The sequence below is a fragment of the Pseudomonas rossensis genome (assembly GCF_039888995.1).
GTDB lineage: Bacteria > Pseudomonadota > Gammaproteobacteria > Pseudomonadales > Pseudomonadaceae > Aquipseudomonas > Aquipseudomonas rossensis.
In genome coordinates this window covers 1-14,887 of record NZ_JBBWCB010000131.1, presented here as the reverse complement: position 1 = coordinate 14,887, position 14,887 = coordinate 1, and the positions used below count along the sequence as shown (strand labels likewise).

12 protein-coding genes, 4 tRNA genes and 1 pseudogene are annotated in these 14,887 nt (G+C 59.1%); 10 read left to right on the top strand and 7 right to left on the bottom strand.

The window, feature by feature from the left end:
* Nucleotides 1–152: 152 nt before the first annotated feature.
* The gene (locus WLY71_RS24970) at nucleotides 153–1,175 is read right to left on the bottom strand and encodes an outer membrane protein assembly factor BamD (protein WP_283189150.1); all 1,023 of its coding nucleotides are present in this window, start codon (nucleotides 1,173–1,175) and stop codon (nucleotides 153–155) included.
* 151 nt (nucleotides 1,176–1,326) lie between these two features.
* Here WLY71_RS24970 and rluD point away from each other — a divergent pair, with 151 nt between their 5' ends.
* From rluD to WLY71_RS24935, 7 genes are all read left to right on the top strand, one after another.
* Complete coding sequence (rluD, locus tag WLY71_RS24965) at nucleotides 1,327–2,289, top strand: 23S rRNA pseudouridine(1911/1915/1917) synthase RluD (protein ID WP_046048807.1); 963 nt, start codon at nucleotides 1,327–1,329, stop codon at nucleotides 2,287–2,289.
* Nucleotides 2,286–3,011 carry a peptidoglycan editing factor PgeF gene (gene pgeF / locus WLY71_RS24960; RefSeq protein ID WP_347805666.1) on the top strand — a complete coding sequence of 242 codons (726 nt, stop codon included), beginning with the start codon at nucleotides 2,286–2,288 and terminating at the stop codon, nucleotides 3,009–3,011. The genes rluD and pgeF overlap by 4 nt, the downstream gene beginning before the upstream one ends.
* A 130-nt stretch (nucleotides 3,012–3,141) precedes the next feature.
* Complete coding sequence (gene clpB, locus WLY71_RS24955) at nucleotides 3,142–5,706, top strand: ATP-dependent chaperone ClpB (RefSeq protein WP_095130594.1); 2,565 nt, start codon at nucleotides 3,142–3,144, stop codon at nucleotides 5,704–5,706.
* A gap of 298 nt (nucleotides 5,707–6,004) precedes the next feature.
* A tRNA-Asn gene (locus WLY71_RS24950) sits at nucleotides 6,005–6,080 on the top strand.
* Nucleotides 6,081–6,089: 9 nt separating this feature from the next.
* A tRNA-Pro gene (locus WLY71_RS24945) sits at nucleotides 6,090–6,166 on the top strand.
* 5 nt (nucleotides 6,167–6,171) lie between these two features.
* A tRNA-Lys gene (locus WLY71_RS24940) sits at nucleotides 6,172–6,247 on the top strand.
* 96 nt (nucleotides 6,248–6,343) lie between these two features.
* A tRNA-Pro gene (locus WLY71_RS24935) sits at nucleotides 6,344–6,420 on the top strand.
* 191 nt (nucleotides 6,421–6,611) lie between these two features.
* On the opposite strand, the gene WLY71_RS24930 is transcribed toward WLY71_RS24935, so the two are convergent.
* The 5 genes from WLY71_RS24930 to WLY71_RS24910 all read right to left on the bottom strand — a co-directional run bounded on the left by WLY71_RS24930 (nucleotide 6,612) and on the right by WLY71_RS24910 (nucleotide 10,334).
* Nucleotides 6,612–7,010, bottom strand: coding sequence for an HvfA family oxazolone/thioamide-modified RiPP metallophore (locus tag WLY71_RS24930; protein ID WP_347805665.1), 399 nt, complete (start codon nucleotides 7,008–7,010; stop codon nucleotides 6,612–6,614).
* 319 nt (nucleotides 7,011–7,329) lie between these two features.
* Entirely contained in the window at nucleotides 7,330–8,628 is a 1,299-nt protein-coding gene (locus WLY71_RS24925) for an NAD(P)/FAD-dependent oxidoreductase (protein ID WP_347805664.1), read from the bottom strand.
* Between the two features lie 326 nt (nucleotides 8,629–8,954).
* On the bottom strand, nucleotides 8,955–9,128 hold the full coding sequence (locus WLY71_RS24920; protein ID WP_074870992.1) for a DUF3094 domain-containing protein: 174 nt from the start codon (nucleotides 9,126–9,128) through the stop codon (nucleotides 8,955–8,957).
* Between the two features lie 55 nt (nucleotides 9,129–9,183).
* Nucleotides 9,184–9,711 (bottom strand): MOSC domain-containing protein, encoded by a 528-nt coding sequence (locus WLY71_RS24915; RefSeq protein ID WP_347805663.1) that lies wholly within the window; start codon nucleotides 9,709–9,711, stop codon nucleotides 9,184–9,186.
* Nucleotides 9,708–10,334: a DUF1780 domain-containing protein gene (locus WLY71_RS24910; RefSeq protein ID WP_008154887.1), complete on the bottom strand. Its 627-nt coding sequence runs from the start codon at nucleotides 10,332–10,334 to the stop codon at nucleotides 9,708–9,710. The genes WLY71_RS24915 and WLY71_RS24910 overlap by 4 nt, the downstream gene beginning before the upstream one ends.
* Before the next feature lie 251 nt (nucleotides 10,335–10,585).
* Here WLY71_RS24910 and WLY71_RS24905 point away from each other — a divergent pair, with 251 nt between their 5' ends.
* From WLY71_RS24905 to WLY71_RS24895, 3 genes are read left to right on the top strand one after another with little or no spacing between them, the layout of a single operon-like run.
* Nucleotides 10,586–11,953 carry an aromatic acid/H+ symport family MFS transporter gene (locus tag WLY71_RS24905; RefSeq protein WP_347805662.1) on the top strand — a complete coding sequence of 456 codons (1,368 nt, stop codon included), beginning with the start codon at nucleotides 10,586–10,588 and terminating at the stop codon, nucleotides 11,951–11,953.
* Entirely contained in the window at nucleotides 11,950–13,170 is a 1,221-nt protein-coding gene (locus WLY71_RS24900) for a benzoate/H(+) symporter BenE family transporter (RefSeq protein WP_347805661.1), read from the top strand. Before WLY71_RS24905 ends, WLY71_RS24900 begins: the two co-directional genes overlap by 4 nt.
* Nucleotides 13,171–13,187: 17 nt before the next feature.
* Nucleotides 13,188–14,453, top strand: a complete 1,266-nt coding sequence (locus WLY71_RS24895; RefSeq protein WP_347805660.1) for an OprD family porin — start codon at nucleotides 13,188–13,190, stop codon at nucleotides 14,451–14,453.
* An 8-nt stretch (nucleotides 14,454–14,461) separates the two neighbouring features.
* On the opposite strand, the pseudogene WLY71_RS24890 reads toward WLY71_RS24895, so the two are convergent.
* A pseudogene (locus WLY71_RS24890) lies at nucleotides 14,462–14,554 on the bottom strand (DUF2790 domain-containing protein); the annotation flags it as partial.
* Nucleotides 14,555–14,887: the final 333 nt, after the last annotated feature.

Here is a 14,887-nt window from a genome sequence, read left to right as displayed (position 1 = left end):
CCTGAGTTTGCGGTCTTCCTGAAACACCGCATCGTCTGATTTCACGACTGCTTTGCAGCCGAACGCAGGCTTCGCCAGCTGCTACGGATCGCGTTTTGGCTTAACTGATCGGCATTAGCCTCGAAAGGCTCCTTTTTGTACAACCCGATGTGTCAGTCAAACACACCGAAGGTCATGTAGCTGAACCACGAGCGGTCGCTGTTATTGGCTTCGGACTCGTGTTCCTCTTCTTCGATCACGTCGCCATTTTCATCTTTAGGCTTGAGATCGTTCGGAATCGCGTCCTTGGCGTCCTGGAACTGCTTCTGCACGTCCTGGTTGGCGCGGGTTTCGCCCGGCGGCAGCGGTGGACGGGATTCGATCAGGCCCAGGGTCGCCTTGCTCAACCACGAACGGTTGTCGGCTTCGGCCACCGATGGCTTGAACTGACCGTCGACCAGGCTTGGATGGTTCGGGTAGTTGAGCTTCAGGGTTTCGAGGCTGGTGGCGGCCAGATCGTCCAGGTGCAGACGCTGGTAGGCCTCTGTCATTACCGCCAGGCCGTCACCGACCGCAGGGGTTTCCTGGAAGTTTTCCACCACGTAGCGACCACGGTTCGCGGCGGCGACATAGGCCTGACGGGTCAGGTAGTAGTCGGCAACGTGAATCTCGTAGGCCGCCAGCAGGTTGCGCAGGTAGATCATGCGCTGCTTGGCGTCCGGCGAGTAGCGGCTGTTGGGGAAGCGGCTGGTCAGCTGGGCGAACTCGTTGTAGGAGTCGCGAGCAGCACCCGGGTCACGCTTGGTCATGTCCAACGGCAGGAAGCGCGACAACAGGCCGACGTCCTGATCGAAAGAAGTCAGACCCTTGAGGTAATACGCGTAATCCACGTTCGGGTGCTGCGGGTGCAGGCGAATGAAGCGCTCGGCGGCGGACTTCGCAGCTTCAGGCTCGGTGTTCTTGTAGTTGGCGTAAATGAGCTCGAGTTGAGCCTGATCGGCGTAGCGACCGAACGGATAACGTGACTCCAGCGCCTTCAGCTTGGCTGTGGCGGCGGTGTAGCTGTTGTTGTCCAGATCGTGCTGAGCCTGCTGGTACAGCTCGACTTCGCTCAGGTTTTCGTCTACGACTTCCTTCGATGAGCAAGCAGCGGTCAATGCGAGGATGGCGATCAGCAGCAGGTGTTTCACTTGCATGGCGGCTTGCGTCCCTATGACGGCCGCTGTCTTGGGCGGGGCCGTCCTGTTATGATGAGCGCCCCGTTGAATAGCCTCGGGGCAAAAGACGCCGTATTTAACCACAAGCGCGCAGCCGAAACCAAAGGCTGTGCCGACGCCTAGTCTGAGCATGTCCGATAAAATTGAACTTCGCGCAGAGGTGCCGTCCGAATTGGGCGGCCAACGCCTCGATCAAGTCGCCGCACAATTATTCGCTGAGCACTCGCGCTCGCGCCTTTCCGCCTGGATCAAAGACGGCCGCCTGACTGTGGATGGGGCGGTTATCCGCCCGCGAGACATCGTTCATGGTGGTGCCATTCTTGAACTCACTGCCGAGCAGGAAGCTCAGGGCGAATGGATCGCTCAAGACATCGAGCTGGACATCGTCTATGAAGATGACGACATCCTGGTGATCAACAAACCCGCGGGTCTGGTCGTGCATCCTGCCGCCGGTCATGCCGATGGCACCTTGCTCAACGCCTTGCTGCACCACGTGCCGGACATTATCAATGTGCCCCGCGCCGGTATCGTGCATCGCCTGGACAAGGACACCACCGGTCTGATGGTGGTGGCCAAGACCATTCAGGCGCAGACACAGCTTGTCACGCAATTGCAGAGCCGCAGCGTAAGCCGGATCTACGAGTGCATCGTGATCGGTGTGGTGACTGCCGGCGGCAAGATCAACGCGCCGATCGGTCGTCACGGTCAGCAACGCCAGCGCATGGCCGTGATGGAAGGTGGCAAGCAAGCCGTCAGCCATTACCGCGTGCTCGAGCGTTTCCGCTCCCACACTCACGTGCGGGTGAAGCTGGAAACCGGTCGTACGCACCAGATTCGTGTGCATATGGCTCACATCAACTTCCCGTTGGTCGGAGATCCTGCCTACGGCGGTCGTTTCCGCATTCCGCCGGCAGCCAGTGTGACCATGATCGAATCGTTGAAGGCGTTCCCGCGTCAGGCGCTGCATGCGCGGTTCCTGGAGCTGGATCACCCGACCACCGGTAAACGCATGAGCTGGGAATCGCCACTGCCGGACGATTTCGTCTGGTTGCTGACGCTGCTAAAGCAAGACCGCGAGGCGTTCATCGGATGAGTGACTGGCTGATTCCCGACTGGCCTGCGCCTGCCGGGGTGAAAGCCTGCGTTACCACCCGTGCGGGCGGCGTCAGTCTGGCGCCGTTCGACAGCCTCAACCTCGGCGATCACGTCGATGACAGCCCCGAAGCTGTTGTCGAAAACCGCCGTCGCCTCACCGATCATTTCTCGATTCAACCGGCCTGGTTAAAGCAGGTTCACGGCATTGCCGTGGCCCACGCAGACCCAAGCCTTACGGCCACTGCCGATGCCAGCTGGACGGCAACGCCCGGTATTGCCTGCACGGCGATGACCGCGGATTGCCTGCCGGCGCTATTCTGTGACCGTGCCGGTACTCGCGTAGCGGCGGCCCATGCCGGTTGGCGCGGGTTGGCGGCGGGTGTGCTGGAAGCAACCCTCGACAGTCTGGCCGTGCCACCTGCCGACGTGCTGGTCTGGCTCGGTCCGGCCATTGGTCCGCAAGCCTTTGAAGTCGGCCCGGAAGTGCGCGACGTCTTTATTCAGCAACTGCCTGAAGCCGCTAAAGCCTTCGTCTCTAACCCAAATGCCGGTAAGTTCATGGCCGACATCTATGAGCTGGCGCGTTTACGCCTGGCTGCTCGCGGTGTCACCGCTGTTTATGGCGGCGGCTTCTGCACCGTGACCGATCCACGCTTCTTTTCTTACCGCCGCAGTCCACGCACCGGCCGGTTTGCCTCCCTTGTATGGCTCGAACGCTAAACTTCGCTGATCTACATCAACTGCTTGACGCTTGAATCTTCCAGAATCGACCGCATCTATAACGGTATCTGGCAGGTTTCTTCATTCAGGATGTTTTATAGGTCCGGCCTGCTCAAAAGGAAGGTGACCCATGCGTATAGACCGTTTAACCAGCAAGTTGCAGTTAGCCTTGTCCGACGCCCAATCCCTGGCCGTCGGCCTCGATCATCCGGGCATTGAACCGGCGCACTTGATGCAAGCCATGCTTGAACAGCAGGGTGGTTCGATCAAACCCCTGTTGATGCAGGTGGGCTTCGACGTCAACAGCCTGCGTAAAGAGCTGACCAAAGAGCTCGACCAACTACCAAAAATCCAGAACCCGACCGGCGACGTGAACATGTCGCAGGATTTGGCGCGCCTGCTCAACCAGGCCGATCGCCTGGCCCAGCAGAAGGGTGACCAGTTCATCTCCAGCGAGCTGGTGTTGCTCGCCGCCATGGACGAGAACAGCAAGCTCGGCAAATTGTTGCTCGGTCAGGGCGTCAGCAAGAAAGCCCTGGAAAACGCGATCAACAACCTGCGTGGTGGTGAGGCCGTCAATGACGCCAACCATGAAGAGTCGCGTCAGGCGCTGGATAAATACACCGTCGACCTGACCAAGCGTGCCGAAGAAGGCAAGCTCGATCCGGTGATCGGTCGTGACGACGAAATTCGCCGGACCATTCAGGTCCTGCAGCGTCGTACCAAGAACAACCCGGTGCTGATCGGTGAGCCTGGCGTGGGTAAAACCGCCATCGCCGAAGGCCTGGCCCAGCGCATCATCAACGGTGAAGTGCCGGATGGACTGAAAGGCAAACGCCTGCTGTCCCTGGACATGGGGTCGCTGATTGCCGGTGCCAAATACCGTGGCGAGTTCGAAGAGCGCCTCAAATCCCTGCTCAACGAACTGTCGAAGCAGGAAGGGCAGATCATTCTGTTCATCGACGAACTGCACACCATGGTCGGCGCCGGTAAAGGCGAAGGTTCTATGGATGCGGGCAATATGCTCAAACCTGCGTTGGCCCGTGGTGAACTGCACTGCGTCGGCGCGACCACGCTCAACGAGTACCGCCAATATATAGAGAAGGATGCGGCCCTCGAGCGGCGCTTCCAGAAAGTGCTGGTGGACGAGCCAAGCGAAGAAGACACCATCGCGATTCTGCGTGGCCTGAAAGAGCGCTACGAGGTTCACCACAAGGTGGCGATCACCGACGGCGCGATCATCGCTGCGGCCAAGCTCAGTCATCGCTACATTACGGATCGTCAGCTGCCGGACAAGGCCATCGACCTGATCGACGAAGCGGCCAGCCGCATCCGCATGGAGATCGACTCCAAACCGGAAGTTTTGGATCGTCTTGAACGCCGTCTGATTCAGTTGAAGGTCGAATCCCAGGCGCTGAAGAAAGAAAGCGACGAAGCCGCGATAAAACGTCTGGAAAAACTCCAGGAAGAAATCGTCCGCCTCGAACGTGAGTACTCGGACCTGGAGGAAATCTGGAACGCGGAAAAAGCCGAAGTTCAGGGTTCCGCGCAGATCCAGCAGAAAATCGAACAGTCCCGGCAAGAACTGGAAGCGGCCCGCCGCAAAGGCGACTTGAACCGCATGGCCGAGCTGCAGTACGGGATCATCCCGGACCTGGAGCGCAGCCTGCAAATGGTCGACCAGCACGGCAAAACTGAAAACCAGTTACTGCGCAGCAAGGTGACCGAAGAAGAGATCGCCGAAGTTGTGTCCAAGTGGACCGGTATTCCGGTGTCGAAAATGCTCGAAGGCGAGCGCGACAAACTGATGAAGATGGAAAGCCTGTTGCACCAACGTGTGATCGGCCAGGACGAAGCGGTCATTGCCGTTTCCAACGCAGTGCGGCGCTCTCGTGCCGGGTTGTCCGATCCGAATCGCCCGAGCGGCTCGTTCATGTTCCTCGGCCCGACCGGTGTCGGTAAAACCGAGCTGTGCAAGGCGCTGGCCGAGTTCCTCTTTGATACGGAAGAGGCGATGGTGCGGATCGACATGTCCGAGTTCATGGAAAAACATTCCGTGGCTCGTCTGATCGGCGCGCCACCAGGCTACGTAGGCTATGAAGAGGGCGGTTACCTGACCGAGGCGGTGCGTCGCAAGCCTTATTCGGTGATCCTCCTGGACGAGGTCGAGAAGGCCCACCCGGACGTCTTCAACATCTTGCTGCAAGTGCTGGAAGATGGCCGACTGACCGACAGTCATGGCCGCACGGTGGATTTCAAAAATACCGTGATTGTCATGACCTCCAACCTGGGCTCGGTGCAAATTCAGGAACTGGTCGGTGATCGTGAGGCGCAGCGTGCGGCGGTGATGGATGCGATTTCCACGCACTTCCGGCCGGAGTTCATCAACCGGGTCGACGAAGTGGTGATCTTCGAGCCGTTGGCTCGGGATCAGATCGCCGGCATTACCGAGATCCAGTTGGGTCGCCTGCGCAGTCGCCTGACCGAGCGCGAGTTGAAGCTTGATCTCAGCCCTGAGGCCATGGATAAGCTGATCGCGGTGGGTTACGACCCGGTTTACGGCGCACGGCCGCTCAAGCGAGCCATCCAGCGCTGGATCGAAAACCCGCTGGCGCAGCTGATTCTGTCCGGTCGATTCATGCCGGGCGATACCGCCAAGGGTGTCGTGGAAAACGACGAAATCGTCTTCGTCTGATCCACGGCGGCAGCAAAACCTACGAGGCCTCGCATTGCGAGGCCTTTTTTTCGCCAGGCTGTTGAACTGAAAGGGAAAGGCTTGTAAAGTGCGCCCCGCAGTAAGTCGCCCTGAAGGGTTTCTGCTCCCCAAGCAGGAATCTGAAATAAGTTGCAAATCATTAACTTGAAAGCAATTTAGGGGGTTGACAGAGGTGCTTAAGATTGTAGAATAGCGCGCCTCAGACACACGAACGCAGCGATGCGAACGGGTCGAAGAGGTGAAGCAAGCTTCACAGTTGTAAATTGAAATATGTAGTTCCGTGATAGCTCAGTCGGTAGAGCAAATGACTGTTAATCATTGGGTCCCAGGTTCGAGTCCTGGTCACGGAGCCAATTTCAAACCGGGGTATAGCGCAGTCCGGTAGCGCGCCTGCTTTGGGAGCAGGATGTCAGGAGTTCGAATCCCCTTACCCCGACCATTTTTGGGTCGTTAGCTCAGTTGGTAGAGCAGTTGGCTTTTAACCAATTGGTCGTAGGTTCGAATCCCACACGACCCACCATTTTTGAAACCAGTTCACGCTGGGATCAGATCTTAAGATCAGAGGCCAAAAGCACTGATCGAAGAAGGCGACTTTTTAAAGTCGCCTTTTTATTACCGGGGTATAGCGCAGTCCGGTAGCGCGCCTGCTTTGGGAGCAGGATGTCAGGAGTTCGAATCCCCTTACCCCGACCATATTAAAAATCCTCGTATCGAAAGATACGGGGATTTTTTTTGTCTGCCGAACACGTGATTTTCTTCAAGTCATGAGCATCACAGCTGACCAAAGCCTTGCATGGCATGGTGCGACGCTTTCAGCTTTAGATTTTCCAGACGCAAAAAAGCCGCGCTTTCTGAATGGAGAAGCGCGGCAGGTTCTCGGGTGCTTAGGCGCCGTCTTGGTCTTTCAGGTGCTCGAACAGGCCTTTTGGCATTTTTTTGCCATTGGCTTCGAAGTTGGCTTTCACGTTATCGAAAGCCTCTTGTTCGTCGATGAAGCCGTCATGGTTGGTGTCGATTTTGTCGAAATTGGACTTCGGCGCGACTTTCTGGAATTCGGCATGGGATACCTTGCCGTCGCCATCCGTGTCGGTTTTAGCCATCGACGCATCGCCACACTTGCCTTCGCCACATTTGCCTTCAGGGGTCTTCACGACCTGTTCGGCCGAGGCCAGCAGGTAGCCTTGAGTCAGCGGCTGGGAAGCGAATACGGAGCCGGACAACATCATGCCACCGGCCAAAACAGCGCCGAGCAGACCGATAGTGTTTTTGGTGGTACGGGACATTTCAAATCTCCTGGGTTGCACGACACAACCGTTCGATAAAGGACGCCACGTAAGTGCGGCGATAACCGTAGCTGGCGGGGAGCCTTGCTCGGGTGTGGCCATTTAGCGAGCGGGGTGTATCGCTACTGTGTCGCGCAAGGGGGAGTTTGTAAGCGAAGGGGATGAAACGGCAGGGGAGATACAGTGAGACACAGTTCTCCAAATCAATGGAGGCCAAATGTGGGAGCGAGCCTGCTCGCGAAAGCGGTGTAACAGTCAACAATGATGTTGAATGTAAGGGCCTCTTCGTGAGCAGGCTCGCTCCCACAGGGGATGGGTGTCAGTGCAGTTTGAGTCGCGGCTCAGTCCCGCGCCCGATCTTGCTGCCCAACATCAACATCGCCGTACGAAACGCGCCATACAGCGCCATCTGGTGCATGCGGTACAGCGACACGTAAAACATCCGCGCCAGCCAGCCTTCAAGCATCACGCTGCCGGTGAGGTTGCCCATCAAGTTACCCACAGCCGAAAAACGCGACAGCGAGATCAGCGAGCCGTAGTCGGTGTATTTGTACGCAGGCAGAGGCTTGCCTTCGATCCGCAGTTTCAGCGATTTGGCCAGCAACGAAGCTTGCTGATGCGCAGCCTGGGCGCGCGGCGGCACATTGCGATCGGTACCCGGCTGCGGGCAGGCCGCGCAGTCACCGAAGGCGAAGATGTTCTCGTCGCGGGTGGTTTGCAGGGTCGGCAGCACTTGCAGCTGATTGATCCGGTTAGTCTCCAGGCCATCGATGTCCTTGAGGAAACCGGGTGCACGAATCCCGGCCGCCCAGACTTTCAGGCTGGCGTTGATGACTTTGCCATCGGCGGTAATCAAGCTGTCGGCCGTCACTTCACTGACGGCGGCATTGGTCATGACGTTGACCCCGAGTTTCTCCAGGGTTTTATGCACAGGCCCGCCGATACGTTCCGGCAGCGCTGGCAGCACCCGTGGCCCGGCTTCGATCAAGGTGATGTGCATGTTTTCCGGTTTGATCCGGTCCAGGCCGTAAGCTGCCAGTTCATGGGCGGCGTTGTGCAATTCGGCGGCCAGTTCGACCCCGGTGGCGCCGGCGCCGACGATGGCCACGCTGATCTGCTCGACCTTGTCGGTTTGCCCGGCGTGCGCTCGCAGGTAGTGGTTGAGCAATTGCTGGTGGAAGCGCTCGGCCTGTTTGCGGGTGTCGAGGAACAGGCAGTGTTGCGCCGCGCCCTGAGTTCCGAAATCGTTGGTGGTGCTGCCGACCGCGATCACCAGCGAGTCATAACCCACTTCGCGCGCCGGGACCAGTTCAATGCCGGCTTCGTCGTAGGTGGCGGCCAGCTGGATTTTCTTCTGTGCGCGATCAAGCCCGCTCATGCGCCCCAGCTGGAACTCGAAGTGGTTCCATTTCGCCTGGGCAACATAGTTGAGTTCGTCTTCGGAAGAGTTCAGGGAACCTGCCGCCACTTCGTGCAACAGCGGTTTCCAGATGTGGGTCAGGTTCGCGTCGACCAGCATCACACTGGCCGTGCCGCGCTTGCCCAGAGTCTTACCCAGACGGGTAGCCAACTCCAGACCGCCGGCGCCGCCGCCAACGATGACAATACGATGAGTCATGGGGATATCTCGCAAGGCTAAAAGAAATCGGTGCAATTACCCGAGCGAGCATGAGGGTCTGTTGACGTTTGATGACGACCGCGACGGATGCCCACGTGGTGCAGGGCAAGGCGCGAGGAACGTGGTTTGGTTGTTCCAAATTAGTTCCGAGCAACGCTGCCCTGCGCCACGTGGGCGTCCGTCCCTTCGGGTTGCGCTCCAACGAGCGCGAGGCTGCGTTGCGGGATTTGCCAAGGGAATAACCTTTGGCGGCATCCCGCGCCTTGCCTCGCACTCGTTGGAACGCAACGCGGTTCGTCATCAAACGTCAACAGACCCTCGGCAGCTCATAGCGTCAGGTAACTGATAAATCGGCTCAACAGGCCTAAACCAATGGTCACTGCCAACACCACCACCAGGAGCATCCACGGCCGGAAAGGCCGGCGCTCGACTTGGTGCTGGGACAGTTGCAGGTACTCTTCGACATGCTTTTGGTCGTCGGGGTTCAGGCGGCTGGTCATATTGGGCCTCGTCAGGGGGTAGACGTTGCTAGATGTGTAGAAGCTACAGCAGGTTTTAGCCCACATTGAACGGAGCATAGCCGCTGGCAGGAATCGGCTCGACGCTCACCGTATCGTCCAGGCGAATGATTCCACTTTGTAACACCCGGGCGGTGATTCCGCCATGTCCACGAACGGCCTGAAAGGTCCCGGGGCCGAGGTTGCTCTCGAGACGGGCGCAGGGCTGACACCAGCCCGTAGTTTCGAAAATCGCCTGTCCGATCCTGAAGCGACGGCCCTTGAGGCTGAACAGGTTGATACCGCTGATAACGAGGTTGCGTCGCAAATCATTAGGTAATACCGGTTTATCTTCTGGGCGGCCCATCAGTGAGTTGATCACCGCCAGATGCTCCCATTGCATCAGCGTTACCTGCCGTGCATTGCGTAGGCCGGGACGCGCGTGATCACCGGTCAAACCGGCTTCAAGCCGCGCCTCCACGGCATCGAGTTCGATCATTTGAGAACGTGATTGCGGCCGCACGCCGATCCAGCGAACGCGACCCGTTTGCGGCACTTCGGCAATCAGTTCCTGCAATGGACTCACAGGCTGATCCCGACGTCGAAAACAATGCTGCGACCCAGGTTGCTGCGCAGGAAATCCGGTGCATCCGGGTGTGCGAACAGCACACGGGCGAAGGTCGGACCGACCAGCGACAACGAGCGCCAGCCCTGGCGCAGGTATTCGGTCGGTGGCGGGAAATGGCTGTTGAGGTCCAGCACTTCGCGCTTGAGGCTGGCGAAGGCGATGATGTCCAGTTCGCCCAGGTCCATGCCGCGTTCTTTGTAGTTGTGCGCTTTTTTGCGCAAGGTCGGCGCCAATCTCAGCAAGAATTCATTGGCCGGAATGCGCCGGGGCTTGGCCTCGCGGCGCACCAGCGAACTCAGAGAAAACGCGCTGCGCCGGCGTTGCAGCTCATCGCGCCATTCGTCGTTGAGGCGTCGGCCTTCATCGAGCACGAAAAACACTTCGAAACTGGCGTCACGAAACAGCACGTCCGGCGGCTCTCCGGCAGGGGCGAATTCGTCTGCGCGATAGGGAATGTTCAGGCCTTGCAGCAGGCGCTGGCAGACCCAACGCTCACGCTCCCATTTGCGGGCATTGGACAGGAACGCGTTGGCTTGCTCGGCCGCGATGGTCAGCAGGCGTAAATAATCTGAGTCATCCATAAGCCCAAGCTTAGCGTTCAAATGCGATCGCAAAGAAGACAGTTTATCGGAGAGGGTCAGATCTGCCGGATCTGCGGCGCGCCATCCCCGCAACACGCCTCATCCCACACCCTGTTCAGGGCATTGCACAAAACGGATAGCGATCTGCGCAAAGCGGATATTGCCCCGTGCCTGGCGCCTCTACCCTCGGCTGTACGGACGTTAGCCGTGTTACCGACGCTCTTAAAAAATAACAACAAGAGATAAATGCCATGCGCAAGATCGACGTACATGAGGTTATCGACAACGCACGATTCAACCGCTTCCACTGGATGGTGCTGTTCTGGTGTGCCCTGATCATCATTTTCGACGGTTACGATTTGGTGATCTACGGCGTGGTGCTGCCGATGCTGATGAAAGAGTGGGGGCTCAGTCCCCTGCAGGCGGGCGCACTGGGCAGTTATGCACTGTTCGGCATGATGTTCGGTGCGCTGTTTTTCGGCCCGCTGTCCGACAAGATCGGCCGCAAAAAAGCCATTACGATCTGCGTGATGCTCTTCAGCGGGTTTACCGTGCTCAATGGTTTTGCCCGCAACCCCACCGAGTTTGGCCTCTGCCGGTTCATTGCCGGGCTCGGCATTGGCGGGGTGATGCCCAACGTCGTGGCGCTGATGAACGAGTACGCGCCGAAGAAAATCCGCAGCACGCTGGTGGCGATCATGTTCAGTGGCTATTCGGTAGGCGGCATGCTCTCGGCGGGGCTCGGTATCGTGCTGATCCCGAGCTTTGGCTGGCAATCGGTGTTTTACGTGGCGGTGCTGCCGTTGCTGTTGTTGCCGTTGATCATGTACTTCCTGCCCGAGTCGGTGGGTTTCATGCTGCGTCAGGGGCGCAATGAAGAGGCACGCCACATTCTGGAACGGATTGATCCGGCTTACGTCGCACACGCCAGCGATCTGTTGCACATGAACGAAGTGAAGGGCTCTGGCACCCCGGTGTTGCAACTGTTTCGCGAAGGTCGTGCGCTGCGCACGCTGATGCTGTGGCTGGCGTTTTTCTGCTGCTTGCTGATGGTCTACGCCTTGAGTTCCTGGCTGCCGAAACTGATGGCCAACGCCGGTTACAGCCTGGGCTCGAGTCTGTCGTTCCTGCTGGTGCTCAACTTCGGTGCCATTTTCGGCGCGGTCGGCGGCGGTGTTCTGGGTGACAAACTCAACTTGCCGCGGGTGTTGGCGGTGTTCTTCGCCGTGGCTGCTGTGTCGATCACCTTGCTGGGATTCAACAGCCCGATGCCGCTGTTGTACTTGCTGATCGCCATTGCCGGCGCCACCACCATCGGCTCGCAGATTCTGTTGTACGCCTGCGCCGCGCAGTTCTACTCCATGACCATTCGCTCAACCGGTTTGGGCTGGGCCTCGGGCATCGGGCGCAACGGTGCCATCGTCGGACCGCTGCTGGGCGGTGCGCTACTCGGGATCAGCCTGCCGCTGCAACTGAATTTCATGGCCTTTGCTTTGCCCGGTGCGGTGGCCGCCATCGCCATGACCGTGTTCGCCATCAGCAGTCGACGCAGTGCTAAACAAGCGCTGTCGGGCCTGCGCCACGGTTCGCCCGACGGGTCTGTTGGCGACGTTTCATGAGAGCGTTAGTCCGGGACTTTTCCCTGTCTGCGGCAGTCGCCGGATTTATCGCCACGGTGATTTCCTACGCAGGCCCGTTGGTGATCATCTTTCAGGCTGCCGAGACCGCGCACCTCTCGCGAGAAGTGCTGTCGTCGTGGGTCTGGGCGATTTCCATCGGCAGCGCCGTGCTCGGCATCGGTCTGAGCCTGCGTTACCGCGTCCCGGTGATCATCGCGTGGTCGGCGCCGGGCTCGGCGTTGCTGGTGGCGCTGTTGCCGGGGATCTCCATGCCGGAGGCCGTAGGTGCGTATCTGGTCAGCAGTCTGATTATTTTCCTGGTCGGGGTTTCAGGCGCATTTGACCGGATCATCGGCAAACTGCCCGCGGCGATTGCGGCAGCGATGCTGGCGGGGATTCTGTTCAGCTTCGGCACCGGGTTATTCATCTCGTTGCAGGGCAAGCCGCTGCTGGTGCTGGCGATGTTCGCCACGTACCTGATCTGCAAACGGCTGATGCCGCGGTATGCGGTGTTGATGGTGCTGCTGGTGGGCTGCTCGACGGCTTTTCTCGCCGGTGATTTGCGCAGCGAGGCGTTGGTGATCGGGTTGGCCACGCCGGTGTGGATCACGCCCGTGTTCAGCCTGAGCGCGACCCTGAATATCGCCTTGCCGCTGGTGATGGTGGCGCTGACCGGCCAGTTCGTTCCCGGCATGGCGGTGCTGCGCGCCAGCGGTTACGTAACACCGGCCGGCCCGATCATCGCCAGCAGTGCGGTGGGCACGGCGCTGTTGGCACCGTTCGGTTGCCATGGGCTGAATCTGGCAGCCATCACCGCGGCGATTTGTACCGGGCGCGAGGCCCATGAAGATCCCGGCAAACGCTATGTGGCCGGGGTTGTGGGTGGGCTGTGTTACCTGGTGCTGGGTATCTTCGGCGCGACCCTGGTTTCACTGTTTTCCGCGTTCCCCAAAGAACTGATCGCAGCCCTGGCCGGGCTGGCGCTGTTTGCTGCGATTGCCGGGGCATTGGCCGGCGCAATGGCCGTGCCGAGTGATCGCGAAGCCGCGTTGGTGACCTTTCTGACCACCGCGTCGGGCATGTCGTTGTTGGGTTTGTCCGCCGCCTTTTGGGGGCTGATTTTCGGCATGGTCACCCATTTGTTGTTAAACGCCCGTCGTCCCGTTCCCCGCAGCGAATCCGCTGCGGCTGAAGCACTTCAACCTGTCGATCAATAAAAATAAGAGAAAAAACGATGAAACAGATTCTTCCAACCGGTTCAGTGTTGTCCATGGCTGTCGTCTCGAGTTTCTCCGCCGGTGCGATGGCGGCCGAGGGCGGGTTCATCGAAGACACCACCGCCACCTTGCAAGCACGCAATTACTATTTCAGCCGGGACTTCTCCGACATCGTCGGGGCCAACCAACAGTCGAAGGCTGAAGAGTGGGCGCAGGGCTTCATCCTCAACGTCAAATCCGGTTATACCCAGGGCCCCGTCGGTTTTGGTGTGGATGTCATTGGCCTGCTCGGCCTCAAACTCGACAGCAGCCTGGACCGGGTCAATACCGGTTTGCTGCCGGTAAAGGATGACGGGCGCGCGGCGAATGATTACAGCCGACTGGAAGGCGCGTTGAAGGTGCGTTTCTCCAAAACCGAACTGAAGGTGGGCGAACTGCAACCCAACCTGCCGGTGCTGGCCTTCAGTGATATCCGTCTGCTGCCGCCCAGCTATCAGGGCGCGAGCATCAGCTCGAACGAGATCAACGGCCTGACGTTGCAAGGTGGTCACTTGAACTCGACCAGCCTGCGCAACAAGGCTGGCGACGAAAAGATGCAAGCCATGCTCGGTCACTTACCGCAGCGTCAGGTCAGCAGTGATGGCTTCAACTTTGCCGGTGCCGATTACGCCTTCAACGATAAACGCAGTTCGGTCAGCGCCTGGTTTGGGCAACTGGAAGATATCTACAACCAGCGCTTTCTCGGCCTCAAGCACAGCCAGCCGCTGGGCAACTGGACCCTGGGCGCCAACCTTGGTTATTACGATTCGCGCGAAGACGGCAAAAAGCTGCTGGGCAACATCGACAACCAGGCGTTCTTCTCCTTGCTGTCCGCCAAGCGTGGCGGCCACACGTTCTATGTCGGCTATCAGGGCATGTTCGGCGACAGCGCCTTCCCGCGAGTGTTTGCCAACATCAGCCCACTGGGTAACGAGGTGCCGACCTACGAGTTCGCCTACACCGATGAGCGCTCCTGGCAGGCGCGTTACGACTACGATTTCGCGGCCCTCGGCGTGCCGGGGCTGACCAGCACCGTGCGGTACATCACCGGCAACAATGTTGATACCGGCAAGGGGTTTGAAGGCAAGGACCGCGAACGCGATCTGGACATCGGCTATGTGCTGCAGAGCGGCAGTCTCAAAGGCCTCGGGATCCGTGTGCGCAATGCGATGGCTCGCTCCAACTACCGCAGTGATATCGACGAAAACCGCCTGATCCTCAGCTATACGTGGACGCTGCTATGAGGCGTAGATCACAGGCTGCTCAGGCAGTTACCCATCACCTGATACGTCACGCGATGAGTCTGGCCCTGATGATCGATGTAGACCATGGTGGCTGGGCCTACCGGCCGGCCTGTTTTCTCAACACCTGCGTGTACTGATCGTTCCCACGAGCAGCAAAGGAATGCCGCCGGGGAAGCTCCGCGTTCCGCTGTCTACGTGAGGCTTGAGTCCTGCGCATGGTGACGCGGAGAGTGGGAACGATCAGCGGGTGAGCGCTGAGTTCTGTTGACCTTGCTTTGGCTTTTGCTTTTGCTCTGGTTTTTGATCTTGATCTGCCTGCCCCTTTCCCAGAGGCCGAACGCAGGCGTTGCGCAGGGGGCACCGCGGCAAGGATGCCGCGGTAGCCGCCCCCGGCCATGGATGGCCGATGGCGGCGGGCCCCCGGAGCAATGCCG